Source organism: Streptomyces sp. NPDC002888 (genome assembly GCF_042888465.1).
Lineage (GTDB): Bacteria > Actinomycetota > Actinomycetes > Streptomycetales > Streptomycetaceae > Streptomyces.
In genome coordinates this window covers 206,641-229,865 of record NZ_JBIAPU010000011.1, presented here as the reverse complement: position 1 = coordinate 229,865, position 23,225 = coordinate 206,641, and the positions used below count along the sequence as shown (strand labels likewise).

At 70.8% G+C, this 23,225-nt stretch carries 17 protein-coding genes and 3 pseudogenes; 11 read left to right on the top strand and 9 right to left on the bottom strand.

All coding sequences use genetic code 11. The features are described from left to right. The first annotated feature begins 660 nt into the window (after positions 1-660). The 4 genes and pseudogenes from ACFYWX_RS20040 (at position 661) to ACFYWX_RS20025 (ending at position 3,204) form a co-directional block, all read left to right on the top strand. A complete protein-coding gene (locus ACFYWX_RS20040) occupies positions 661-1,725 on the top strand; it encodes a zinc-binding alcohol dehydrogenase family protein (protein ID WP_389425382.1) in 1,065 nt (354 codons plus the stop codon). 190 nt (positions 1,726-1,915) lie between these two features. Beyond that, positions 1,916-2,170, top strand: a pseudogene (locus ACFYWX_RS20035) (amidohydrolase family protein); the annotation flags it as partial. 13 nt (positions 2,171-2,183) lie between these two features. Further along, a pseudogene (locus tag ACFYWX_RS20030) lies at positions 2,184-2,498 on the top strand (transposase); the annotation flags it as partial. Between the two features lie 217 nt (positions 2,499-2,715). Next, positions 2,716-3,204 (top strand): GNAT family N-acetyltransferase, encoded by a 489-nt coding sequence (locus tag ACFYWX_RS20025; RefSeq protein WP_389425381.1) that lies wholly within the window; start codon positions 2,716-2,718, stop codon positions 3,202-3,204. 770 nt (positions 3,205-3,974) lie between these two features. On the opposite strand, the gene ACFYWX_RS20020 is transcribed toward ACFYWX_RS20025, so the two are convergent. Continuing rightward, positions 3,975-5,195, bottom strand: coding sequence for a metallophosphoesterase (locus tag ACFYWX_RS20020; RefSeq protein ID WP_389425380.1), 1,221 nt, complete (start codon positions 5,193-5,195; stop codon positions 3,975-3,977). Between the two features lie 372 nt (positions 5,196-5,567). Between ACFYWX_RS20020 and ACFYWX_RS20015 the strand changes: the two are divergent. After that, a pseudogene (locus tag ACFYWX_RS20015) lies at positions 5,568-6,164 on the top strand (phosphotransferase family protein); the annotation flags it as partial. A 201-nt stretch (positions 6,165-6,365) separates the two neighbouring features. Beyond that, positions 6,366-7,175: an IS701 family transposase gene (locus tag ACFYWX_RS20010; RefSeq protein WP_389425379.1), complete on the top strand. Its 810-nt coding sequence runs from the start codon at positions 6,366-6,368 to the stop codon at positions 7,173-7,175. An 86-nt stretch (positions 7,176-7,261) separates the two neighbouring features. Here ACFYWX_RS20010 and ACFYWX_RS20005 read toward each other — a convergent pair whose 3' ends face one another. After that, positions 7,262-7,666, bottom strand: coding sequence for a type II toxin-antitoxin system PemK/MazF family toxin (locus ACFYWX_RS20005; protein WP_389425378.1), 405 nt, complete (start codon positions 7,664-7,666; stop codon positions 7,262-7,264). A 166-nt stretch (positions 7,667-7,832) separates the two neighbouring features. On the opposite strand from ACFYWX_RS20005, the gene ACFYWX_RS20000 reads away from it, so the two are divergent. Together ACFYWX_RS20000 and ACFYWX_RS19995 are read left to right on the top strand one after the other, a co-directional pair. After that, the gene (locus ACFYWX_RS20000) at positions 7,833-9,068 is read left to right on the top strand and encodes an IS701 family transposase (protein ID WP_389425441.1); all 1,236 of its coding nucleotides are present in this window, start codon (positions 7,833-7,835) and stop codon (positions 9,066-9,068) included. A 305-nt stretch (positions 9,069-9,373) separates the two neighbouring features. Next, the gene (locus tag ACFYWX_RS19995; protein WP_389425377.1) at positions 9,374-9,916 is read left to right on the top strand and encodes a hypothetical protein; all 543 of its coding nucleotides are present in this window, start codon (positions 9,374-9,376) and stop codon (positions 9,914-9,916) included. Between the two features lie 162 nt (positions 9,917-10,078). On the opposite strand, the gene ACFYWX_RS19990 is transcribed toward ACFYWX_RS19995, so the two are convergent. From ACFYWX_RS19990 to xylB, 5 genes are all read right to left on the bottom strand, one after another. Then, entirely contained in the window at positions 10,079-11,602 is a 1,524-nt protein-coding gene (locus ACFYWX_RS19990; protein WP_389425376.1) for an aldehyde dehydrogenase family protein, read from the bottom strand. 94 nt (positions 11,603-11,696) lie between these two features. Continuing rightward, complete coding sequence (locus ACFYWX_RS19985) at positions 11,697-12,947, bottom strand: GAF domain-containing protein (RefSeq protein ID WP_389425375.1); 1,251 nt, start codon at positions 12,945-12,947, stop codon at positions 11,697-11,699. Positions 12,948-13,042: 95 nt separating this feature from the next. Continuing rightward, positions 13,043-13,639: an N-acetylmuramoyl-L-alanine amidase gene (locus ACFYWX_RS19980; protein ID WP_389425374.1), complete on the bottom strand. Its 597-nt coding sequence runs from the start codon at positions 13,637-13,639 to the stop codon at positions 13,043-13,045. Between the two features lie 296 nt (positions 13,640-13,935). After that, a complete protein-coding gene (locus tag ACFYWX_RS19975) occupies positions 13,936-15,144 on the bottom strand; it encodes an ROK family protein (RefSeq protein ID WP_389425373.1) in 1,209 nt (402 codons plus the stop codon). 13 nt (positions 15,145-15,157) lie between these two features. Beyond that, positions 15,158-16,603, bottom strand: coding sequence for a xylulokinase (gene xylB, locus ACFYWX_RS19970; protein ID WP_389425372.1), 1,446 nt, complete (start codon positions 16,601-16,603; stop codon positions 15,158-15,160). A 177-nt stretch (positions 16,604-16,780) separates the two neighbouring features. Between xylB and xylA the strand changes: the two genes are divergently transcribed. Next, entirely contained in the window at positions 16,781-17,947 is a 1,167-nt protein-coding gene (gene xylA / locus ACFYWX_RS19965; RefSeq protein ID WP_389425371.1) for a xylose isomerase, read from the top strand. 173 nt (positions 17,948-18,120) lie between these two features. Next, on the top strand, positions 18,121-18,528 hold the full coding sequence (locus ACFYWX_RS19960; RefSeq protein WP_389425370.1) for a hypothetical protein: 408 nt from the start codon (positions 18,121-18,123) through the stop codon (positions 18,526-18,528). A gap of 57 nt (positions 18,529-18,585) precedes the next feature. On the opposite strand, the gene ACFYWX_RS19955 is transcribed toward ACFYWX_RS19960, so the two are convergent. Continuing rightward, positions 18,586-19,857, bottom strand: a complete 1,272-nt coding sequence (locus tag ACFYWX_RS19955) for an SWF or SNF family helicase (RefSeq protein ID WP_389425369.1) — start codon at positions 19,855-19,857, stop codon at positions 18,586-18,588. Beyond that, a complete protein-coding gene (locus ACFYWX_RS19950) occupies positions 19,854-22,739 on the bottom strand; it encodes a DEAD/DEAH box helicase (RefSeq protein ID WP_389425368.1) in 2,886 nt (961 codons plus the stop codon). Before ACFYWX_RS19950 ends, ACFYWX_RS19955 begins: the two co-directional genes overlap by 4 nt. Positions 22,740-22,987: 248 nt before the next feature. On the opposite strand from ACFYWX_RS19950, the gene ACFYWX_RS19945 reads away from it, so the two are divergent. Next, a complete protein-coding gene (locus tag ACFYWX_RS19945; RefSeq protein WP_389425367.1) occupies positions 22,988-23,170 on the top strand; it encodes a hypothetical protein in 183 nt (60 codons plus the stop codon). Positions 23,171-23,225 lie beyond the last annotated feature (55 nt).

The following is a 23,225-nucleotide window of genomic DNA, read 5'->3' as shown; positions in this document are numbered from 1 at the left end:
ACCACCAGCGGCGCCGGCCCGTCCCGTACTCCCGCTGTGCTTTCAGCCGCCAGATCCCACGACGGACAGGGGAGTGTCACCGCACGTGCCGAGGATGGAGGCGTCGTCCGAAATCCCCCACGGTGGCGTTACGCACAGGACGGAAGGTGTCAGGCATGAAGACCATCCTGTACGAAAAATTCGGCGGCTCCGAGGTCCTGCGGCTCGCGGAGATCGAGGAGCCGCACGCCGACCCCGCCCAGTTCCAGCCGTAGGCATGGCTGTCCGCGTCAACAGTTCGGACTGCGGAGTCGACAGCTGCTGACTGCAGCCCTTGCTCCCCGCTGGCGTCACCGGGCTCGGAATCGGTCGGCCCCGACGACCTAGGCGCCACCGGCTTCTCGGTCGGGAGAAGGGCGCGCCAGTGGGGAGAGCCCGGCTTCATGGAAGCTACATACGCCGAGTGGTACGGGTTTTACGAGGCGGCTGTTGCCTGGTGGTCATGCAGCTAAACCGCCGACCTGCGCACGGTCGCACGGTCTGCGCGGGGACGGCGGCGGATTCGCGGCGTGCTCGCAGATCTGCCCCACAGCCGACTGCCGACTGCCGACGTGGTCGCGTCGGGTGTGCCGAGCGCTGGTGCGTCGGCGGACTCGGCCCCCTGATCTGAAGGAACGTGAAGTGGAACAGACCATGATGGCGGTCCGCCTGTTCGAACACGGCGGGCCCGAGGTGCTCCAGTACATCGAGGCGCCGATTCCTGAGGTCGGCCCGGACGACGTCTTGATGCGGGTGCACGCCACGGCCGCCAACAGCTGGGATCTGCGCTACCGCTCGGGCAACCTGCCGCAGCCTCTGCCGGGACGGCCGCCGTGGCCCCTGCCGTTCCAGCTCGGCCGGGACGCGGCTGGTGAAATCGTCGCCACCGGCGAGAACGTCACCCGCTGGCGCCCCGGCGACAGGGCGGTCCAGCTCCCGCACCCCCCGTGCCGCAACTGCGCCCTGTGCCTACGCGGACTCGAAAACCTGTGCATCGACACCGCCTACCCTGGACACCAGGTCTTCGGCGGCTACGCCCAGTACGTCGCGCGCCGCCAGGACGCCATCCTGCCCATCCCCGACGGCGTCGACTACGAGACGGCCGCAGCCACTATGTGGACCTACACCACCCCTCTCAACTGCGCACGCCAAGCAGCCGTCGGCCCCGGCGACACGGTGGTCATCACCGGCGCCAGCGGCGGAATGGCCATCGCCTGCGCACAACTGGCCAAGCTGAGCGGAGCCATCGTCATCGGCACTACCACCAAGCCGGACCGCGACGAAGCGCTCGGCAAGCTCGGCTACGACCACATCGTGCACTCCACCGATCCCCTACTGCCCGCACAGGTACGGGAGCTGACCCACGGCCTGGGCGCCGACGCCGTCTGGGACTGCGTCGGCGGCAACGACTTCTTCCAGCTCACCCTCGCCTGCACACGGCTCGGCGGCACCGTCACTGTCCTGGGCACACCGACCGACCAGGGATCCCGCCTCGAACTGGACGCACTCGCCCTCATCGGTCAGCAGGTGACCATCGCCAGCGTGCGCGGCGCCACCCTGCGCGACCAGCAACTATGCCTTCAACTGCTGGCAGACAAAAAGATCAACCCGATCATCGACCGCGCCTACCCCCTCGAACAAGCCGCCGAAGCCCACACCTACCTCGAAAGCCACCGACAGACCGGCAAAGTACTCCTCCTGCCCTAACACCCCAGCCAACCGCCGAACATGTGAAGGCGGCAGAACCCCGCCAGAGATCGGTGGTACCGCTGTTGTCGTCCGACCTGCAGCTGGCCCGCTCGGTGACCGAGAGCTTCTCGGCCCACCCCGGATCGCGGGCCGGGGAGCCGGCTGACAGCGGTGATGCCTCCTTGAACAGCGACGCCCAAGCGGCCATGTGCACGGCGCACTGTCAAGGACACCAGCGCCGTGCCGGACGCCCCGCGTGCTTCCTCTGCCGCACGTCGACGCGGCCTTGGCCGAACTCGACCGTGTCTTCGACGCGCCGGGGGTGGTGGGCGTGGGCCTGACCACCTCGGTCGCGGGCCGGGCGCTGACCGACCCGGCCTTCGCGCCGGTGTGGCAGGAACTAGACCGCCGCGGCACCGTGATGTACCTCCACCCCGACGGCGACGGCGTCGCCTCTCCGCAGATCACCGACCACCACCATGGGAGCCAACCCGGACCGCTTGACCACCGAGGCGTCCTTCGCCGCTCTGTGCGGAGGCAGCCCCATCGAGTACTCCTCGGGCCGGCGCAGCTCGCGCCGGCTCAACCACGGCGGCGACCGGCAGGCCAACGCCGCTCTGCACCGCATCGTGTTCACCCGGCTGCGCTTCGATCCCCGCACCCAGGCGTACTACGAACGCCGCACCCAGGAGGGCAAGACCCGACGTGAGATCATCCGATGCCTCAAGCGGTATGCAGCCCGCGAGGTCTTCAACCTGGTCAGACCGGTTTCCCGCACCCCCGCGTTATAGGGGCGTCCGTGATAGCGGGTGATACGGCGAGGCCCGCCAGAAACCGTTCCGACGGGGACCTCCGCGCGGAGCCGTGAGACGCCGAAGCGCTCCGGCGCGGCTTCGGCGTGAGATCGGTTGCGCTCGCACGAGTGGTTCCCGGGAGCGGTGCAGGAACGCCTGCCCGAGCAGCCGACCCGCCGCACGAAGGCACTCCCCGGTGCGAAATACTCTCCCGATGAGTTCACGCACTTCCCCGATCAGCCAGCCGATCACGATACGGAGGGCCGTCGCGCGGGATGCCAAACGGCTCACGCGCCTCGTGCGTGGCTCAGGCGCCTACGAGGGTAAGTACGCAGCCGCAGTCGAGGGCTACCGGGTCGGTCCCGATTACATCGAGGCCCACCGCGCCTTTGTGGCCGTTGGCGCTGACGAGGATGGAGGCCGGGTCCTCGGGTTCTACTCGCTCGTCCTCGCGCCACCGGAGCTCGACCTGCTGTTCGTGGCCGACGAAGTGCAAGGGCGGGGTATTGGACGGCTGCTCGTGGCGCACATGCAGTCCGAGGCCCGTGCCGCCGGGCTCGACCGTCTCAAGGTCGTGTCGCATCTTCCCGCCGAGGACTTCTACCACCGCGTTGGTGCGGTGCGGACCGGGACTGCGTTTGCGAACCCGCCCGCCGTGCCGTGGGACCGTCCCGAATTCGAGTTTCGCATTCCTTCGCAATGACGCGGTGTGCCGGTTGGCGGGGCACCGGCTTCGCCTGCATGGTGGCCGGCATGCAGGAGCCGCTGGACGCTGTGCGCTCCGTGTGTGCCGTTGTTTCTGCCCTGGCGGGGTGATCGCCTGCGCCAGCGGCCTCTCCCGGCGACTTCCTCGCCTCCGGCACTCCCAGGGCCATCGAAATCGTGTGCACCTCGGCTCGCTCCACACACGATCGAGGTCGGACGCGTAAATTCGTAGTGCACACAACCCTGGTCTGCGAGACGAAGTGGCCACAGTCCACCGTCAGCGCTGTAGGGGGTGATGCCTTGCCAGTGCAGCCATCAGCGCAAGTGGAAGTAGTCACAGCCCTTGCCCCGTGGAGCTTGGCCGAGCGGCGTCGGTGCGGCCCGCGGTGGAGCGGATCGGAGGGAGGCTCCGGACAGGGGCATCAGAGCCTGACTGTCGTGGGTGTTGGCCAGGTCCGACTCGGCGTTCGGGGCGTCGTAGGCGTCGTAGGCGTCGTAGGCGTCGACGGTGGCGATGGTCCTGCCGGAGCCGCTGGCGGAGGCGGCGGAGGTCAGGCCGTAGGCCGACTGCAGGTCGCTGGGGCCGTAGCCGGTGGGGGAGTCCGCGGCGGCGTTCGGCCGGACGGTCTGGGGTGCGATGCCCTTCCTCGCCGCCTGCTCTTCCTGGAAGGCGGTGGTGACGCGCAGGGCGTTGCAGGATGCGTAGCCCTTCTTCGGGGTGCCGGCGCACTGCAGCAGCTCCAGGCGGAACCGCCGGCCCGCCCAGCGCTACGGTGTGGGGGGCCGCTGCGGGGAGCGGAGTACGAGCAGGGTGATCTCGCTGGGGGCGAAGACGCGGAAGGGCGGGCCCCAGAAGCCGGTGCCGCGGCTGGTGTAGAGGAGGGTGCGGGTGCCGTGGTGGCTGAGGCCGGCGAGGGCGGGCTGGTCGATGCGGACCAGGTGGTGGAAGGGCCAGATCTGGCCGCCGTGAGTGTGGCCGGAGAGCTGGAGGTCGATGTCGGCGGCTGCCGCCCGGTCGACGAACTTGGGCTGGTGGGCCAGGAGCAGGACGGGGTAGTCGGGGTCGGCGCCGTGCAGGGCTCCGGCGAGGTGGGCGCCGTGGCCTGCCAGGCCGGAGGACTCGGCGGTGACGTCGTCCACGCCGGCGACCACGAGGGTGTCGCCTCCGCGTTCGAGCAGCAGATGGCGGTTGCGCAGCGGCTCCCAGCCCAGCTCGTCCATCAGGTCGACCCAGCCCTGGGCCTCGCTGTAGTACTCGTGGTTGCCGGTGACGTAGACCCGGGCCCGGGTGGCCTGCACGGTTCCGAGTGGGGCGGCCTGGGCGCGGCGGCGTTCGGCCGTGCCGTCCGCGATGTCGCCGGTGTGGCAGACCAGGTCGGCCTTCAGCGTGTTGACCGTCTCGCAGACCCGTGCCGACCAGCGGGCGCGGTCGAGTGGGCCGTAGTGGGTGTCGGTGATGAGGACGACGCGCGTGCCGTCCAACCCGGCCCCCAGGCGCGGAAGTTGCACGTCCAGGCGGCGTACCCGTGGTACCCGGCGGGCCTCGGCGTACCCCCAGGTGAGCAGCACGGTGGCTGCGCCGAGGACGGCCCAAGTGATGATTCGGGCCCGGTCCTGGCTCTCGCCGGTGCCGGCCACGGTCAGGGCGAGCCGCAAGAAGACGCCGAGCAGAACTGACCAGGTGAACAGAACCCAGCTCGTGCCCAGCAGGGTGTCACCGACGATCGCCGCTCGGTCCTGCTGACGCCGGCCGTGGCCGCGCACCATCGCGAGCGGCATACCGACGAGGCCGAGGACGAACAGGGCGGTGCCGACCAGCGTGACGGGCAGCGGCCAGTGCTGGCCGGTGTACAGGAGCACCCAGCAGGGCACGGTCCACAGCAGGACGGGGGCGATCAGGGGGATGTAGCGCATCAGGCGGTGCAGTCGGCTCTGCCGCGGCGCTTGCGTTGCACCGTCGGCGGGCCGGGTGTTGCTGGTGTCGGTCACGCTTCCCCTCCCTGACCAGGCTGCCGTCTCGCGCACTGTATCCGGTCGCCCTCGGGCCGGCCGGACCGGCGTTCATGGGCGCGGCCCTTTGGGGCGAAGGGTTCTCTGCGGGATGGCAAGACTTCGCCGCAGACACCTCCCTTGGCGTGAGCCGCGATCAGGGTGCTACTGCCCCGACTTGGTACTGCCGCCAGTGGACCGCGCGCCAGCGGGACGGTGGCCTAACGACTCCTAACAAAAGCGGTGGGCTTGACCTGGTCAGAGGTAGATGTCGTGCACGAGGTCGCCGGGGTAGCGGGATGCGGTCAGCCGCGTAATCGCACGCGATAAACCCGGCGACGTCGGCGATCATCCCCGGGATACTGGTCGCCCATGGATGAGGTCAAAGTCGTCGTCGCCCATTCCGAGCGCGCGACTCTGCGCGTCGGCGACGTGTTCCTGAAGGTGGACGCCGATCAGGCGCGCATCGACGTCGAGGTCGAGGCGATGTCCCTCGCGCCGGTCCCGACCCCGGAGGTCCTATGGCGCAAGCCGCCCGTGCTCGCGACCGCCGCACTCCCGGGGACGACGCTTGGGCTCCTCGGCGGGCCGTCGACCGGGTCGCCGGCGGCGTGGGCCGCGGCGGGCGCCGCCATCCGGAAGCTGCACGACGCGCCGCTGCCGCCCCGGCCCGGCCGGAGCATCGTCGCACTGACGGCGGAACTCGACGACGAGTGCGAGTTGCTCGTGACGCACGGCGTCCTGCCCGCCGACCTGGTCACCCGCAACCGCCAGGTCGCCGAGGCCGCGCTCCGGCCGTGGACTCCGGCGTTCACGCACGGCGACCTGCAGATCGCGCACGTCTTCGTCGACGGCGACGAGGTCACCGGCATCATCGACTGGTCCGAGGCGGGCCAGGCTGATGCCCTGTACGACCTCGCCACCTTCACGCTCGGACACGAGGAGCACCTCGACGACGTCGTCGCCGGCGCGCATGACTCTCGCCCGCAAACACCCAGCATTCTGAAAGCACCCTAATACTCCAGCAGTACTTCGTGGCTTGACCTGGGGAAACGTCGAGCGGTGGGAGTGTAGCGGGCGGGAAGTCGTCACGGACGGCTTTCTGCCCGCACGCCCCTCGAAGGAGTCCCCCGATGGCAAGGTCGCCCCGGGCCTGGGAAGCCTCGGGTCGTGATCACCGAACAGGCAGCCGAGACCTGGGACCGCGACCTGGACCACCTCTTCACCACCATCGGGCGCCATTTCGGCCGTGTCGAACCACGCCGCCGCATGCGGGACTACGTGCGCGCACTGCTCGCCCCGGTGGCCCGAAAAAACAGCTGGCAACTTGCCGAACACGCCGGCCACGCCACCCCAGACGGACTGCAGCACCTGCTCTCCCGAGCCCGCTGGAACCCCGACGACATCCGCGACGACCTGCAGACCTACGTCGCCGAACACCTCGGCCGCCCCGACGGTGTACTGATCATCGACGACACCGGGTTCCTGAAGAAGGGCACTACATCCGCCGGAGTCCAAAGGCAGTACTCCGGCACCGCCGGCCGCACCGAGAACTGCCAGATCGGCGTCTTCGCCGCCTACACCAGCACAGCCGGCCGTGCCCTGGTGGACCGGGAGCTCTACCTGCCCAAGTCCTGGACGGACGACCGTGACCGCTGCCGCGCCGCCAAGGTCCCCGACGAGCGGGAGTTCGCCACCAAGAACACCCTCGCGGCGACGATCGTCCGCAGGGCGCTGGCCTCGCCGCTGCCGGTCGCCTGGGTCACGGCGGACGCCGCCTACGGACAGGACAACCGCTTCCGCCGGATGCTGGAAACATCCGGCGTCGGCTACGTCCTCGCCGTCCCCAAGTCCCAGTTCTCCCTGGCCGGCCCACGCATCGACAAGGCCTTCGAGCAGGCCCCCGACCAGGCATGGGAACGCCGTTCCTGCGGCGCGGGCGCGAAGGGACAGCGCGAATACTCCAGCCGTAGATCGTGATCTCGATGGTGAGGGGCGCCGAGGCGACAGTCGGACAGCGTCGACCATCTGGCCGAGACCGCCCACGCCGTCGGCTCCTTCTCCCTCTACCCGAGTTCACCGAGACGGAGGGCGTCCCTTATCTCGCTGAGCTTCGCGGTCGTCGCCGGGGTCTGCTCCTGCGCATGTTCAGCGAGTCGGAGGGCATCGTCAATCTCGCTGAGCTTCGCCGAGGACAGGACGGCCGCCCGCTCTATCAGGTCGTCCCGTGACACAGTGGTCAGCCACGTGCAAGGGGTGAAGCCTGGACGCGGGAACGCGAGCCGCAGCACGCCTTCGAACGGCACTCCTTCACCGGCGCCCACCATCACTTCGATGCCCAGACCGCTAATGTCGACGCCCGCCGGAGCGACGACCTGCATCACCCGGATCCCGGACGCGTCGTCTCCCGACAGCAGTACGACCAACCTCCGCTCGTCGAACTGGACCCACCAGACTTCGCCACGTTGCACAAGTCCTCCAGACACAGGACGGCAGACAGACGCTGCGCGAGCCTGACGCGCTGTGGAGACGGGTGCGGCCACCGTTGATCATCGGTGTGTGAAGACTGAAGATCACGCGGTGGCCGCAGGGCACAGCGTAAACCCTGCCCACTGGCAGGAGGCGTTCGAGGGCCTGATGAGCCGGATAGCGGGACGGTTCACGCGGGTCGAATCCCGGCGCCGAGCCCGGAAGTTGGTACTCGGCCTGCTGTCGGACCTGCCGCGCAAGAACTGCTGGACCATCGCCGAGTGGGCCGGGGACAGGACCTCGGACGGCATGCAGCACCTGCTCGGGCGGGCCAAGTGGGACGCCGACCAGGTCCGCGACGACGTGGGTGACTACGTGGTGGAGCATCTGCACGACGACGAGGCGGTGCTGGTGGTCGACGAGAGCGGCGACGTGAAGAAAGGCACCGACACTGTCGGTGTCCAGCGCCAGTACACCGGCACCGCCGGACGCGTCGAGAACAGCCAGGTAGCCGTTTACCTCGCCTACTCGACCCCGCGAGGGCACCCTGCGATCGACCGGGAACTCTATGTTCCGCGTTCCTGGACCTCCGACCCCGACCGCTGCCGGGCCGCCGGACTCGGTGACAAGACGGAGTTCGCGACCAAGCCAGAGCTGGCCGCCCGCATGGTCACCCGATTCCTGGACGCCGGCCACCGGGCCGCATGGGTCGCGGGAGACGAGGTCTACGGCGGCAACCCGAGGCTGCGCGCCGCGCTGGAGGAACGCGGCACCGGCTACGTCCTAGCGGTGGCCTGCTCGCACGAAGTCACCACAGGCGCCGGGAAGTTCCGCGCGGACACACTGGCCAGGAAGGTGCCCAAGAGGGCCTGGCAGAAGCTGTCCGCAGGGGTCGGAGCCAAGGGCCACCGCTTCTACGACTGGGCCGTCATCGACCTCACCGACCCTCGGCCCGGGAGCCGGCAGTTGCTGATCCGCCGCAACCGCAGCACCGGCGAACTCGCGTACTACCGCTGCTACTCGCCGGCCGCAGTGCCGCTGACCACCCTGGTGCGCGTCGCTGGATCAAGGTGGCGGGTCGAGGAGTTTTTCCAGTCCGGCAAGGGCTTGGCGGCCTTGGACGAGCACCAGGTCCGGCGCTACTCGTCCTGGTCCCGCTGGGTCACCCTGGCCATGCTTGCGCACGCCTTCCTCGCCGTCGTCCGCGCGAACGAACACGACCGTCATCCCTCACCCGACGAGCTGATACCGCTCACCTGCAACGAGATCCAACGACTGTTCATCACGCTCGTCATCCAACGCGTCTTTGACCCGGTCCACCGGCTTGGCTGGTCCGTCTGGCGACGCCGCCACCAGGCCCGATCCCAGACCAGCCACTACCGACGACAAGCCGCTCAAGCATGAAGATCACGATCTACGGCTGGAGCTAAGACAGCCCGACGCAAAAGGGCTGCGTTCAACGAAGCTCTCAACGCGGCGGTGGAGAGGGGGTACTTCGCGGAGAACCCCCTCAAGGGACTCCGGTGGAAAGCGCCAGCAGCAAATGAGGAGGTGGATCCGGCCGCCGTCCCCAATCCGGCCCAGGTGCTTCGGCTGCTCGAGGCCGTTGCTCGCCAGCGGGGGCGGGGTCCTCATCTTGAAGCGTTCTTCGGCTGCATGTACTTCGCGGCTATGCGGCCAGCTGAGGTCATCCATCTTCGGATCGATCAATGCCACTTGCCGAAGACTGGTTGGGGATGCTCAATCTCTCGGGCGGGGTTGTCACGTCTGGCAAGGGGTGGACTGACGACGGTGAGGTGCACGAGGTGCACTCGCTCAAGCCTCCCGCGGCAAGCGCGACGCGGCCTGTTCCCATCCCGCCGCAATTCGTACGCACGCTGCGTGCTCATGTGAAAGGGTTCGACGTGGCACCCGACGGTCGACTCTTCCGGAACCAGGCTGGCAACTACGTGGACGCTGCCGCCTACGGCATCACATGGGCGCGGGCCCGGAAGCACGTCCTGACTCGTACCGAGCGCACTTCTCGCCTGGCCAAGCGACCTTACGATCTCCGGCACGCCGGCATCTCGTTCTGGCTCTACTCCGGAGTGGACCCGGCCGAATGCGCCCGCCGCGCCGGCCAGAGCATCGAAGTTCCCTTTCGCCACTACGCCAAGTTCCTTGACGGCCTTCGAGAGCAGGCGAACCGCCTCATCGAGCAGTCCATGAACGAGTGGCAGCGCGTCAGTCAAGGTGACGTACCCGAGGCCTGAACCGTGGGTTTGGTCCGTGACTGGTCCGGAAGCACTGGTCAGGAGGGGTGCAGTCGTGGGAGGAATTGGGAGTTAGCGCGCAATCCGGGCTCGGTCGAGAGCGGGCTGAGCGAAGGGCGCCTGACGGGTGAAAACCCAGGTCAGGCGTCTTTTTTAGTGCGTCTAGAAGAAGCCGAGCTTCTTCGGCGAGTACGACACCAGCAGATTCTTCGTCTGCTGGTAGTGCTCCAGCATCATCTTGTGGGTCTCCCGGCCGATTCCCGACTGCTTGTAGCCGCCGAAGGCGGCATGTGCCGGGTAGGCGTGGTAGCAGTTGGTCCAGACGCGGCCCGCCTGGATGGAGCGGCCCGCTCGGTAGGCGGTGTTGATGTCGCGTGTCCACACGCCCGCGCCGAGGCCGTACGACGTGTCGTTGGCGATCTTGATGGCGTCGTCGAAGTCGTCGAAGGATGTTACCGAGACCACTGGGCCGAAGATCTCCTCCTGGAAGACCCGCATGCGGTTGTCGCCTTCGAAGATGGTCGGCTGGACGTAGTAGCCGCCCTTCAACTCGCCGTCGTAGTCGAGGCGTTCACCGCCGGTGAGGACCTTGGCACCCTCCTTGCGGCCGACGTCCAGGTAGGAAAGGATCTTCGCGAGCTGCTCGCCGGAGGCCTGTGCGCCGATCATCGTGTCGGTGTCGAGGGGGTGGCCGGGCTTGATCAGCTCGGTGCGGGCGACGGCCGCCTGGAGGAAGTCGCCGTAGTTGCCGCGCTGGATCAGCCCGCGGGACGGGCAGGTGCACACCTCGCCCTGGTTGAGCGCGAACATGGTGAAGCCCTCGAGCGCCTTGTCGCGCAGGTCGTCGTCCTTCTCCCACACGTCGTCGAAGAAGATGTTCGGCGACTTGCCGCCGAGCTCCAGTGTGACCGGCTTGAGGTTCTCCGCGGCGTACTGCATGATCAGCCGCCCCGTCGACGTCTCGCCGGTGAACGCGACCTTCGCCACCCGTGGACTGGACGCGAGCGGCTTGCCGGCCTCCGGGCCGAAACCGTTGACGATGTTCACCACGCCCGGCGGAAGCAGGTCCGCGACCAGGCTCATCCAGTAGTGGATGGACACCGGAGTCTGCTCGGCGGGCTTGAGGACGACCGCGTTGCCCGCCGCGATCGCCGGAGCGAGTTTCCACGTGGCCATCAGGATGGGGAAGTTCCACGGGATGATCTGCGCGACGACGCCGAGCGGCTCGTGGAAGTGGTACGCCACCGTGTCGTCGTCGACCTCGCCCAGCGACCCCTCCTGCGCTCGGATCGCGCCCGCGAAGTAGCGGAAGTGGTCGATGGCGAGCGGGATGTCGGCCGCCAGCGTCTCCCGGACCGGCTTGCCGTTCTCCCAGCTCTCGGCGACCGCAAGCGCCTCCAGGTTCGCCTCCATGCGGTCGGCGATCCTGAGGAGGACGTCCGAGCGTTCGGAGGCGGACTTGCGCCCCCAGCCGGGCGCCGCCGCGTGCGCCGCGTCGAGCGCCCGCTCCACGTCCTCCGCGCTGCCGCGCGCGACCTCGGTGAAGGGCTGTCCGTTCACCGGACTCGGGTTCTCGAAGTACTGCCCGCGGGCCGGGGGCACGTACTCGCCGCCGATGAAGTGGTCGTAGCGCGCCTGGTAGGAGACGATCGCGCCCTCTGTGCCGGGCGCCGCGTAACGGGTCATGCCGGTCTGCCTCCTTCAGCAGCGCTGCCCGCCGTTGGGCAGCTCTCGGCGGCGAGGCTAGGGAAGCGGACGTTGCAACCAGGTTGCGTCGCCGTCAGGGTGCCGCCAGCTCGGCCTCCAGAGCGGCCAGCCGGGACCGTACCGTCGCCGTCGGCCGTACTGCCGCCAGCGCCCGCCACACGTCGAGGTCGTCCTCACCCCACGGCGTGTGCGCCCAGTCCGCCAGCAGGTCGGGGTCGCGGCGGGCGATCAGCGCGGCCCGCAGCCCGTCGGTGAGGCGGCCGCGGATCCGCGCCACGGCCGGCGCCCGGGAGGCGGGCAGCAGGGGGCCCGCGTACGCCGCCGCGGCTGCCGTGACCGCCCCGGCCGCCAGACGCCGCTCCACGACGGCGAGGTCCGACTCGACCGGCACGGTGAGCCGGTACGGGCGCGAGGCCAGCAGCCCCGGTCCGAGGACCCCTCGCAGTCGGGCCAGTTCGGCGCGCAGGGTCACCGGCGTCACCGACTCGTCCTCGTACAACGCGCACAGCAGCTCGTCGCCGGTCAGCCCCTCCGGATGGCGGGACAGCAGCACCACGATCTCGCTGTGCCTGCGGCTCAGCCTGAGTTTGTGGCCACCGGTGAGGAGCAGCGCCTCGTCGCGGCCCAGAGCCGTCAGTTCGGGCGCGTCGACCGCGGGCAACTCCGGGGCGAGCAGCGCCAGGTGGGCCTCCGCGGCGCGCGCCACAGCCTGGACGAAGCCCAGGCTGTGCGGGTGCGCCAGACCGTCTCCGCCGGTGACGTCGACCGCGCCGAGCACCCGCCCGGTCCGCGGGTCGTGCACCGGCGCCGCCGCGCACGTCCACGGCTGCACCCGGCGGATGAAGTGCTCGGCGGCGAACACCTGCACCGGGCGGCCGACGGCGACCGCCGTGCCGGGAGCATTCGTCCCGACAGCGGACTCCGCCCACCGCGCGCCCGGCACGAAGTTCATCCGTCCCGCCTGCCGCCGTGTCGCCGGGTGCCCCTCCACCCACAGGAGCCGGCCGTGCGCGTCGCACACCGCGAGCAGATGCGCGCCGTCGGCGGCGAACGTGCCCATGAGTTCTCGGAACAGCGGCATCACCCGCGCCAGCGGATGTTCGGCGCGCAGGGCGTCGAGGTCGCCGTCCGCGATCTCCACGCTCGCGGTGCCGTCCGGCCCGACGCCGGCCCGCGCGGAACGCCGCCACGAGGCGGCCACCACCGAACGCACCGGCCGTGGCACGGTGCCGGCCTCGGTGAACGTCTCGTGCGCGCGACGCAGGGCCCGCGTACGTTCGACAGGGTCGGCCCCGGGCTCCAGGGCCACCCAGGGATCGGTCAACTCGGCCTCCCTCAGAGCGATGCGGCTGGGGACATCGTCACGCCGGGTGTCCGTGCCGACAACCGTTTCGACCGGTGTCCCCGCCCCTGGGTACGTCAGGCGAAGTTGACCATCCTCACATAGCGCACCCAGTCCCAGTTCGGCCCGGGATCTGTGTGGTCGGTGCCCGGCACCTCGTGGTGCCCGATGATGTGCTCCCGGTCCTTGGGGATGCCGTATCTGTCGCAGACCGACGCCGTGAGTCTCGCCGACTGCTCGTACATGACGTCGGTGAAGTACGCGGGCTGGTCCACCCACCCCTCGTGCTCGATGCCGATGCTGCGCGTGTTGTGGTCCCAGTTCCCCGCGTGCCAGGCGACGTCGGCCTCTCGCACGCACTGCGCCACGTGCCCGTCGACGGACCGGACCACGTAGTGCGCGGACACCTTCTTCTCCGAGTCCTGGAAGATCGACAGCGCGTCGTCGTAGGTCGTCTGCGTGACGTGGATGACGACGAGGTCGACGGAGTAGTCCGTGGGGCGGTTCGACGCCGTGTAGTTGGAGGAGGTCGCGGGCTGCCACTCGGCGGGCGGGTAGTCGACCGCCGTCTGCGCGCCGGCCCGGGTGCCACTGAACAACGCGTACGGCACGGCGGCGAGGGCCGCGCCCTTCAGGAGCCGCCGCCTGCTGGGGAGCGACCTGGCTCGGTCCATGGAGGGTGCCTTTCGGTGCTGGGTGAGGGGAGTCGTGGAGGACGCTCAGCGCCGAAGAGGGGCGCTCAGCGTCACCGTTGGTGTCGCGCACTTTGTCAACGGCGATGCGACGGTCCGGGTTGCGAACGGGCACGCGTCCGGCTCACTGCATGTGTGGCCGCGCACGCAGCACGTTACGGCGCTTGCCGATCATGCCGAAGGGAGTGGTGTGTTTCGGTGGACAGCCACGGGCTTGTGGACAACTCACCCACTCGAACGGGTGATTCCCGTTCTCCCCAGCGCTGTGTGACGGGCCGTCAGGCCTGCTCCGCCACCGCCGCCGGATCGTCCAGCACGGCCCGCACCACCGAGTGCGCGGCCCCCAGCAGGGGCCCCTCGGGGCCCAGTCGCGACACCGACACCGGGCAGGCCGGCCCTGCCGTGCGCCGGGCCAGTTCGTCGCGCAGTGCCGGCAGGAGCCACGGCGCGAGTCCAGCGAGCGCACCGCCGAGCACGACGCTCTCGGGGTCCAGCAGGTTCACCGCCCCCGTCAGGGCGACGCCGAGCGCCGTCCCGGCCTCGTGCAGGGCACGCCGTACGTCCTCGTCACCGTCGGTGGCGCGTCCCGCCAGCAGTCCGACGCGGTCCTCGCCCAGCTCCAGACCGGCGGCGCGCAGCACCGCCTCCTCGCCCGCGTACTGCTCCAGGCAGCCACGCCCTCCGCACGCGCACTTCGGCCCGTCCGGTCGCACCGGCACATGCCCGAACTCGCCCGCGAACCCCCGGGTTCCGCGCAGCAGCCGCCCGTCCACGACCACGGCCGCGCCGATACCGATCTCGGCCGACACGTGCAGGAAGTCCCGTGGGGTGTCCTCACCGAGCCAGAGTTCGGCGAGCCCGCCGAAGTTGGCCTCGTTGTCCACGGTCAGCGGGAACTCCGCGGGCAGCAGGGCACCGAGGTCGGTGTCGTGCCAGTCGAGGTTCGGGGCGCGTACGACCGTCCGCGCGTCGCGCGCCACCAGGCCGGGCACGGCCACGGCCAGCCCGGCCGGCCACAACCCCTCCCGCTCCGCCTCGGCGACGACCCGGCGGACCAAGTCGGTGAGTTCCCCGATCACCGGTTCCGGGGTGCGGCCGCGGTTCGTGCCGTGCCGCACGGCCCGCGCCCGCACGTTCCCGCGCAGGTCGACCGCGCAGACCGCGAGGTGGTCGACGCCGACCTCGGCGCCGATCCCGGCGGGACCGTGCCCGCTGACCGTCAGGGCCGATCCGGGCCGGCCCACCCTGCCGGGCCGCTCGGGACCCAGCTCCTCGAGCAGGCCGGAGCGTATGAGCTCGTCGACGAGGGTGGACACCGCCGCACGGGTCAGCCCGATGCGGGAGGCGACCCCGGCACGGGAGAGCGGCCCCTCGGCGCTGACGGCGTGCATCACCCGGGCCAGGTTGCGGCGGCGCATGCCCTGCTGGGTGTCGGGCAGCGCACGTCCTGGACCGGCCGAGTGGTTCTCGTGCAGCGGTGCGGTCATGCCTGTCGAGTCCTCAGTGGGCGTCCGTGGCCCGCTCCAGCAGCGGGGCCGCGTCGGAGAGTACCCCGGCGATCCTGGCCAGCGTCTCCTCGTCCCGCTCCACGGCGTCAAGGACCGGCCCCTGGGCGGTGTTCCAGCGCCGGGCGACGGCGGCCGGGTCCTCGCCGGTCAGTAGTCCGGCGGCCTGGGCCGCGGCGCCGAGCGCGACGAGTTCCTTGGCCTCCGGGACCTGGACGGGGCGTCCCGACAGCCGCCGTACGGTCTGCTGCCAGGCGGTGCCGCGGGCGCCGCCGCCGATCAGCAGCAGCGGGGCGGAGCGGTCAGCGTCCTCGTCGAGGACCAGGTCAAGCGCGCCGAGCAGCGAGTGGACGGCGCCGTCGTAGGCGGCCTGCAGGAGCTGGCCCGCCGTGGTGTCGTGGCGCAGGCCGTGCAGGAGCCCCGAGGCACCGGGCAGGTTCGGGGTGCGTTCGCCGTCGAGGTACGGCAGCAGGGTGACACCGGTGGTCGGCTCCACGGCCTCGCGGTCCAGGCCCAGCAGGGTGGCGACACGGTCCACTGCGAGCGTGCAGTTCAGGGTGCAGGCCAGCGGCAGCCAGTCGCCGTGGGCGTCGGCGAAGCCCGCCACCGTGCCGCTCGGGTCGGTAGGGCGCCGCTTCGACACGGCGTACACCGTGCCCGAGGTGCCCAGGCTCAGCACCGGCGTACCGGGACGCAGCCCCAGGCCCAGCGCGGCCGCGGCGTTGTCGCCGGTACCGGGAGCCACCAGGGTGCCCTTGGCGAACGGCAGGTCGTGGCTGTCGCGGACGGTGCCCGCGATCTCGCCGGGCCGGACCACGCGGGGCAGCAGCGCGGGATCGAGGCCCACATGGGCGAGGGTCTCCTCGTCGTACGACTCCGTTCCGGAGGCCCACCAGCCCGTTCCGGAGGCGTCGCCGCGGTCGGTCGTGCCCTGCCCGGTGAGGTGCCCGGTCAGGTAGTCGTGGGGGAGGCGCACGGCCTTCGTCGCGCGGACCGCCTCCGGCTCGTGCTCGGCCAGCCAGGCCCACTTGGTGACCGTGAAGGACGCACCGGGCACGCTTCCCGTGCGCTCGGCCCAGGCCTTCGGGCCGCCCAGCTCCTCGATCAACCGGCGTGCCTGCGGCGCCGAGCGCACGTCGTTCCACAGCAGCGCCGGACGCACCGGCTCGCCCCGCTCGTCGAGGGTGACGAGACCGTGCTGCTGCCCGCCGATCGACACCGCGGCGGCCTCGTGCGCCGCGTCACCGCACTGGCGCAGCGCCTCGCACAGGGCGTCCCACCACTGGCGCGGATCGCTCTCCCGGCCGGCCCCGGAGGACACGGTGTGCGGGGCCTGACCGCTCGCTACGACCCGCCCGGTGGCCGCGTCGACGACGAGCACCTTGGTGGACTGGGTGGACGAGTCCACGCCGACGACGAGCGGACCCTCGGCTGCTGACATCGGGCTCTCCCTTTTTCCGCGGCTCCGCAGGCTCTGACCTGCATGTTCTTCACCCGTCCCAGGCCGCGACGACCCGGAACCCACCCCTCGGGGACATCTTGTCCCTTCCCAGAGCTGCGTCGGCATACTAATTTGTAAACGGCCATGACGAAATAGTCAGCAGCAAGGAGCCGCGGCATGAGCTACCAGCCCACCCCCGAGCACAGGTTCACCTTCGGCCTGTGGACCGTCGGCTGGCAGGGACGGGACCCGTTCGGCGACGCCACCCGCCGCGCCCTCGACCCCGTCGAGACGGTGCAGCGCCTGGCCGAGCTCGGCGCGTACGGTGTGACCTTCCACGACGACGACCTGATCCCCTTCGGCTCCTCGGACTCCGAGCGCGAGTCGCACATCAAGCGCTTCCGCCAGGCGCTCGACGCGACCGGCATGACCGTCCCGATGGCCACCACCAACCTGTTCACGCACCCCGTCTTCAAGGACGGCGCGTTCACCGCCAACGACCGCGACGTGCGGCGCTACGCGCTGCGCAAGACGATCCGCAACGTCGACCTGGCGGTCGAACTGGGAGCGAAGACGTACGTCGCCTGGGGCGGCCGCGAGGGCGCGGAGTCCGGCGGCGCCAAGGACGTGCGCGTCGCGCTCGACCGCATGAAGGAGGCCTTCGACCTCCTCGGCGAATACGTCACCTCCCAGGGCTATGACCTGCGCTTCGCCATCGAGCCCAAGCCCAACGAGCCGCGCGGCGACATCCTGCTGCCCACCGTCGGCCACGCGCTCGCGTTCATCGAGCGCCTGGAGCGCCCCGAGCTGTACGGCGTCAACCCCGAGGTGGGCCACGAGCAGATGGCTGGGCTCAACTTCCCGCACGGCATCGCGCAGGCCCTGTGGGCGGGCAAGCTCTTCCACATCGACCTCAACGGCCAGTCCGGCATCAAGTACGACCAGGACCTGCGCTTCGGTGCCGGCGACCTGCGCTCGGCGTTCTGGCTGGTCGACCTCCTGGAGAGCGCCGGTTACGACGGTCCGCGCCACTTCGACTTCAAGCCGCCGCGGACCGAGGACCTCGACGGCGTGTGGGCGTCGGCCGCGGGCTGCATGCGCAACTACCTCATCCTGAAGGAGCGTGCGGCGGCCTTCCGCGCCGACCCGGAGGTCCAGGAGGCCCTGCGTGCCTCCCGTCTGGACCAGCTGGCGCAGGCCACCGCGGCGGACGGCCTGCAGGCGCTGCTCGCCGACCGCACGGCCTTCGAGGAGTTCGACGTGGAGGCGGCCGCCGCGCGCGGGATGGCCTTCGAGCAGCTCGACCAGCTGGCCATGGACCACCTCCTGGGTGCGCGCGGCTGAACGCACACGCGACGCACACGCGCGTGCCCTTGAGCACGCATGTGAGCACGCATGCACGGCGGTGATCGGCCCCCGCGTGGAATGCTTCGGAATCGTGCGATCCATGGCATGAGTCCGTATCAACTTCCGCGCGGGGGTCGTCCCGTGACCGATTCGAGGCGACTCTGAGCGGTATGGCCATGCCGCCCGTACCGCCTCAGCCGCCCGGACCGCCGGGTGACATGCCGCCCCCGGGCGGCTTCGGACCGCCCACGCAGAGCTTCCATCCCGGTGGCGGTCCGAGAAGGCGCCCGAACCCTCTCTCCATCCTGCTCGCGGTCCTTGTGGCCGTCGCGGCTGTCGCCGCCGTGGTGCTGATGGCGTCCGGCGGCGGCGACTCTCCTGGCGGCAAACCGTCCGGGGAAAGCAGCGCGAGCCCCAGCGGATCGGCCGATCCTTCGTTCAGCCTTCCCACCGAGTTGCCCAGCAGGCTGCCGAGCCGGATCCCCTCCCTGCCGTCGCAGTTCCCGACCGACCTGCCGAGCGGGGTGCCGAGCGATCTGGAGTCGCTGTTGCCGTCGTTGGGCGACCTCCTGCAGTAGCGGGTCCGCCGTGCGGCACGCGCGTGTGCCGCACGGCGGACCCTGCGGGGGCCGCTCTCAGGGCCCTTCGTCCCCCTGGCCGGGTTCCAGAGAGGCCAGAGCCGCCGCCGGATCCTGGGCCGGTCCGCCCGCGGGGAGCCAGCGACCGCCCTCCCTGCGGTACGGCCACCAGCGGCCGTCCCGGCTGTGTCGCAGCTGGTGGGGCGCACCGACGACCGTCCACCGGTTGCCCTTGGCCCGCAGCGGCGGCCGTTCGTCCTGCTCCCAGGCCCCGTCCAGGGCGGTACGCGCGCGCGCCAGTGCCTCGCCCTGAAGGGACCACTCCTCCTCCAGGGTCGACAGTGCGACCGCGCCCCCGTGACGCCAGGCCCGCACCGCCGCCCCCAACTCCGCCCGGCTGCGCCCCGATCCCTCGGCCAGCCGGTCCGTCACGGCCCCTTCCGGTGCGCCCGCGGCGAGGCGGACGGCGTCCTCGGAGGCCGTCAGTTCGGGCTCGAGCGGCGGCTGTTGGGCGCGGAGTGCCTCGGCGAGCAGGCGGTGTGCCTCCGTGGCCGTCCGGGCCGTCAGGAACTCCAGGGCGGCGGGATCGACACCGGGCGCGGGCCGCGCCTCCGTGTCCAGCGACGGCGGCATGCCGGGTTCGTCGGGCAGTTCGGGCAAGCCGGGCAGCGGCGGCAGGATCTCACCGGTCGCGTACGCCTCCGCCGCGTCCACCCCTTCCGCTTCCGTCCGGGCAGGCGCCTCGGGCGGCGCCGGGGTGCCACGGGCCTGGAGGTCGTCCAGGACCGCCCGTTCACCGCGGCCCCGCATCAGCAGCAGCACGAACGGGTCCTGGTCGAGCAGGCGCGCCACCTGGTAGCAGAGCGCCGCCGTGTGCCCGCAGTGGTCCCAGGCGTCGCAGTCGCACTCCGGCTCCAGATCACCCATGCCGGGCAGCAGGTCGATGCCCGCGGTCGCCGCGTCCTCGACCAGGTGCGGCGGCATCTCGCGGTCCAGGAGCGCCGCCACGTGGCCGGCGCGCTGCACGGCCATCTCCAGGAAGCGGTCCCACTGTTCGTCGGACAACTCGTCCAACAGGACGTCCGCGCGGTGCGTGGAGCGGTCCGGGTCCTGTACGACGGCCGTGATCCGCCCCGGCCGCACCGACACCGCGCCCACGGCTCCCGCGCGCGCGAGCCTGCGGCCGGTCTTCACCTGCTGCCCGTCCAGCGCCCCGTCCTCCAGCGCCTTCAGCCAGGCCAGGCCCCACCACGTCTGGGCGAAGCCCTGCCCGCGCGCGGGCGGCAACGCGGCGAACGTCCGCTCCGTCCCACTGTCGTTCCGGTTCATCGGGTCCCCCCTCGCAACTCGACCAGATCGGCGAGTTCCGCGTCCGTCAGTTCGGTGAGCGCGGCCTCGCCCGAGCCCAGCACCGCGTCGGCCAACCGTTGTTTGCGGCTCAGCATGTCCGCGATGCGGTCCTCGATGGTGCCCTCGGCGATCAGCCGGTGCACCTGCACGGGCCGGGTCTGGCCGATGCGGTACGCGCGGTCGGTGGCCTGCGCCTCGACGGCCGGGTTCCACCAGCGGTCGTAGTGCACGACATGCTCGGCCCGGGTGAGGTTCAGCCCTGTTCCGGCCGCCTTCAACGACAGCAGGAACACCGGCACCTCCCCGTCCTGGAAGCGCCGCACCAGTGCCTCACGCGTGGCGACCGGCGTCCCGCCGTGCAGGAACTGCGAGGGCACACCGCGGGCGGCGAGATGCCTTTCGATGAGGCGTGCCATGCGCACGTACTGCGTGAAGACCAGAACACCCGCACCCTCGGAGAGGATCGTGTCGAGCAACTCGTCCAGCAGTTCCAGCTTTCCCGAGCGCCCGGGAACCCTCGGCCGCTCTTCCTTCAGGAACTGCGCCGGGTGGTTGCAGATCTGCTTCAGGCCCGTCAGCAGCTTCACGATCAGTCCGCGGCGCGCCATGTCGTCGGCGGCGGAGATCTCCGCGAGCGTCTCACGCACCAGGGCCTCATACAGCGCCGTCTGTTCCCTGGTGAGCGACACCGGGTGATCGGTCTCGGTCTTGGGCGGCAGTTCCGGGGCGATCCCCGGATCCGACTTGCGGCGGCGGAGCAGGAACGGCCCCACGAGCCGGGCGAGCCGCTCTGCGGCGGCCGGGTCGTGGCCGCCCTCGATGGCCTGCGCGTACCGCGTGCGGAAGGTGCCGAGTCGGCCCAGCAGTCCCGGTGTCGTCCAGTCGAGGATCGCCCACAGCTCCGAGAGGTTGTTCTCCACCGGCGTGCCGGTCAGCGCGACACGCGCGCGCGTGCCGATGGAACGCAGTTCCCGCGCGGTCGCCGAGTAGGGGTTCTTCACATGCTGGGCCTCGTCCGTCACGACCAGTCCCCACGGCACCTCGGCGAGCCGCCGCGCGTCCAGGCGCATAGTGCCGTACGTGGTGAGCACGAACTCTCCGTCGGCCACCGCCGCCAGGTCCCGTCGCTGGCCGTGGAAGCGGCGCACGGGCGTCCCGGGCGCGAACCTCTCGATCTCGCGCTGCCAGTTGCCCATCAGCGACGTCGGACAGACCACGAGGGTGGGGCCGGCCGTCGACGGCTCGGTCTGGCGGTGCAGATGCAGGGCGATCAGCGTGATCGTCTTCCCGAGCCCCATGTCGTCGGCCAGGCAGCAGCCCAGACCCAGGGATGTCATCCGGGCCAGCCAGCTCAGACCCCGCCGCTGGTAGTCCCGGAGCGTGGCGGCGAGCGCGGCGGGCGGGCCGACCGGCTCCTGCCCCTCAGGGTCCGCGATCCGTTCGCGCAGGGCCGCCAGCCAGCCTGTCGCCTGTACGTCGACCCGGCGTCCGTCCACCTCCGCGGAGCCCGTGAGAGCGGCACTGAGCGCGTCGACGGGCGTGACCTTGCGATCCTGCTGAGCACGGGCGCGGCGCACTTCCTGAGGATCGATCAGGACCCACTGGTCACGCAGCCGTACGACCGGGCGGTTGGCCTCGGCGAGACGGTCCAGCTCCTCGCGCGTGAGCCGCTGGTCGCCCAGCGCGAACCGCCAGTCGAAGGCGAGCAGGGCGTCCGCGGACAGCAACGACGGCATGTCTGAGGCGGCCTTCTCCGGCGCCGCCCCGTCGTCCGGCGGACCGATCACCGCGCGGGCGGTCAGTTCGCGGGTGAGGCCCTTGGGCCAGTGCACGTCCACTCCGGCACCGGCAAGTGCTCGGGTGCCCTCTCCCAGGAGCTCGGTGACCTCTTCGTCGGCGAGGTCGACGGCGTCCGGCACGGTCGCCGAGAGCAGGGGGGTGAGTGCCGGCCACGCCCGGGCCGCGCGGCGCAGGGCGAGCAGGGCGTCCATCCGCGCGCGCGGGCCGAACGCTCCGCTCGTGGTGCCGGAGTCGGTCCACACGTCGGAGGCGTCCGCGACGAGCGCGGGGTCGCTCAGGCTGTGCACCTGGAGCACGGCCCGGAACGTGACAGTGGTGTCGTCGGGCTCGGCGGCGTCCAGATCGGTCGCCTCGACCCGAAGCGAGATCCGCACGCCCGCGTCGTGGCCCGCGGCGACATCGGCGGCCCATGCGCGCTGCTCGGGCATGTGCTGCGGCTCCCGTGCCGCGTAGGCCGGTCCGCCCGTCACGAGGGACGCGGCGGGGGAGCGCGGCAGCGCGTCGGCCACCGCGTCGAGGAAGGCGCGGACCACGAGCTCCGGGTCGGGCAGCCGCAGCGGCACGGTGTCGTCCACCGGCACGGCGTGCGCCTCGGGAGGCATCGCGGCGGCGAGCTCGCGGACGCGCTCGACGTCGTCCGTGCCGAGCGGCCCCACGCGCCAGGCGTCGTGGTCGCTCGCTGACAGCCCCGGCAGCAGCAGCCCGCGCGCCACGAAATGGAGGGCCAGTACGGCGGCGGTGCCCCAGAACGCGGTGGCCCGGTGTCCGTGCGCGTCGGCACGCGCGCGCGTGAGGACGGGCAGGGCTGTGCGCACCGGCAGCAGCAGGGCGGGCACACTCACCGCCTCGACGCCGTCGCCGCCGGGCAGCACGACGACCAGTTCCTCGACGGATCCTGTCGCGACGGCTGGAGGAGCGCCGCCGTCGGGATACCAGAAGGCGACGCCGCCGGTACGGGCCGGCTCCCCGGGCACGAACACGGCACAGCAACGGGCCAGTTCGGAGATCTCGGACGGTGTTGCCTCGGGAACCCACTCCGCGGTGATGAGTCCACTCCTCAAGTTTGACTACTTTGTTGGAGTCGCCGAGGGTACAGCGCTCCGGAGGATCACCTCGATTGATCTTCTTGTGATCTGGGTCACTCTCATCGGTAGGCTTGAGCTCACTCAGGGACATGTACTGGAGCTCACTCAGGGACATGTAAGGGGTGTGTCTCAGGGGAGTCTCAGGGTCGCGGTTCGGAACCGCGGGAAGCGCGGGCCCGTTTTCAGAACAGAGAGCGGCAGTGGCCGCGAAGGAGGCGACGCACATGTCGAAGAACGCGAAGATCGCCGCAGGAGGTGTGGCGGTCGGGCTCCTACTGTTGATCTGGTTGCCCTGGTGGGCCTCGCTCCTGATCATCCTGGGAGTCCCGGCGGCCGCCTACCTCACGCTGGACCCCTCGCAGCGGCGCAGGCTTCGGCGGGCGACACGCAAGGAACTCGGCCGCTGAGGCACCACCGCCCGCGGGCCTGCCGACCGTACGGCCCGCGGGCGGCGGGGCGCCG

Bases quoted from the DNA above. Each gene is read 5' to 3' on its own strand.
- xylA (WP_389425371.1), top strand. From the start codon at position 16,781: ATGAGCTACCAGCCCACCCCCGAGCACAGGTTCACCTTCGGCCTGTGG.
- ACFYWX_RS19955 (WP_389425369.1), bottom strand. From the start codon at position 19,857: ATGAACCGGAACGACAGTGGGACGGAGCGGACGTTCGCCGCGTTGCCG.
- ACFYWX_RS19945 (WP_389425367.1), top strand. From the start codon at position 22,988: ATGTCGAAGAACGCGAAGATCGCCGCAGGAGGTGTGGCGGTCGGGCTC.
- ACFYWX_RS19975 (WP_389425373.1), bottom strand. From the start codon at position 15,144: ATGACCGCACCGCTGCACGAGAACCACTCGGCCGGTCCAGGACGTGCG.
- ACFYWX_RS20000 (WP_389425441.1), top strand. From the start codon at position 7,833: ATGAGCCGGATAGCGGGACGGTTCACGCGGGTCGAATCCCGGCGCCGA.
- ACFYWX_RS20025 (WP_389425381.1), top strand. From the start codon at position 2,716: ATGAGTTCACGCACTTCCCCGATCAGCCAGCCGATCACGATACGGAGG.
- ACFYWX_RS19990 (WP_389425376.1), bottom strand. From the start codon at position 11,602: ATGACCCGTTACGCGGCGCCCGGCACAGAGGGCGCGATCGTCTCCTAC.
- xylB (WP_389425372.1), bottom strand. From the start codon at position 16,603: ATGTCAGCAGCCGAGGGTCCGCTCGTCGTCGGCGTGGACTCGTCCACC.
- ACFYWX_RS19995 (WP_389425377.1), top strand. From the start codon at position 9,374: ATGCCACTTGCCGAAGACTGGTTGGGGATGCTCAATCTCTCGGGCGGG.
- ACFYWX_RS19980 (WP_389425374.1), bottom strand. From the start codon at position 13,639: ATGGACCGAGCCAGGTCGCTCCCCAGCAGGCGGCGGCTCCTGAAGGGC.
- ACFYWX_RS19960 (WP_389425370.1), top strand. From the start codon at position 18,121: ATGGCCATGCCGCCCGTACCGCCTCAGCCGCCCGGACCGCCGGGTGAC.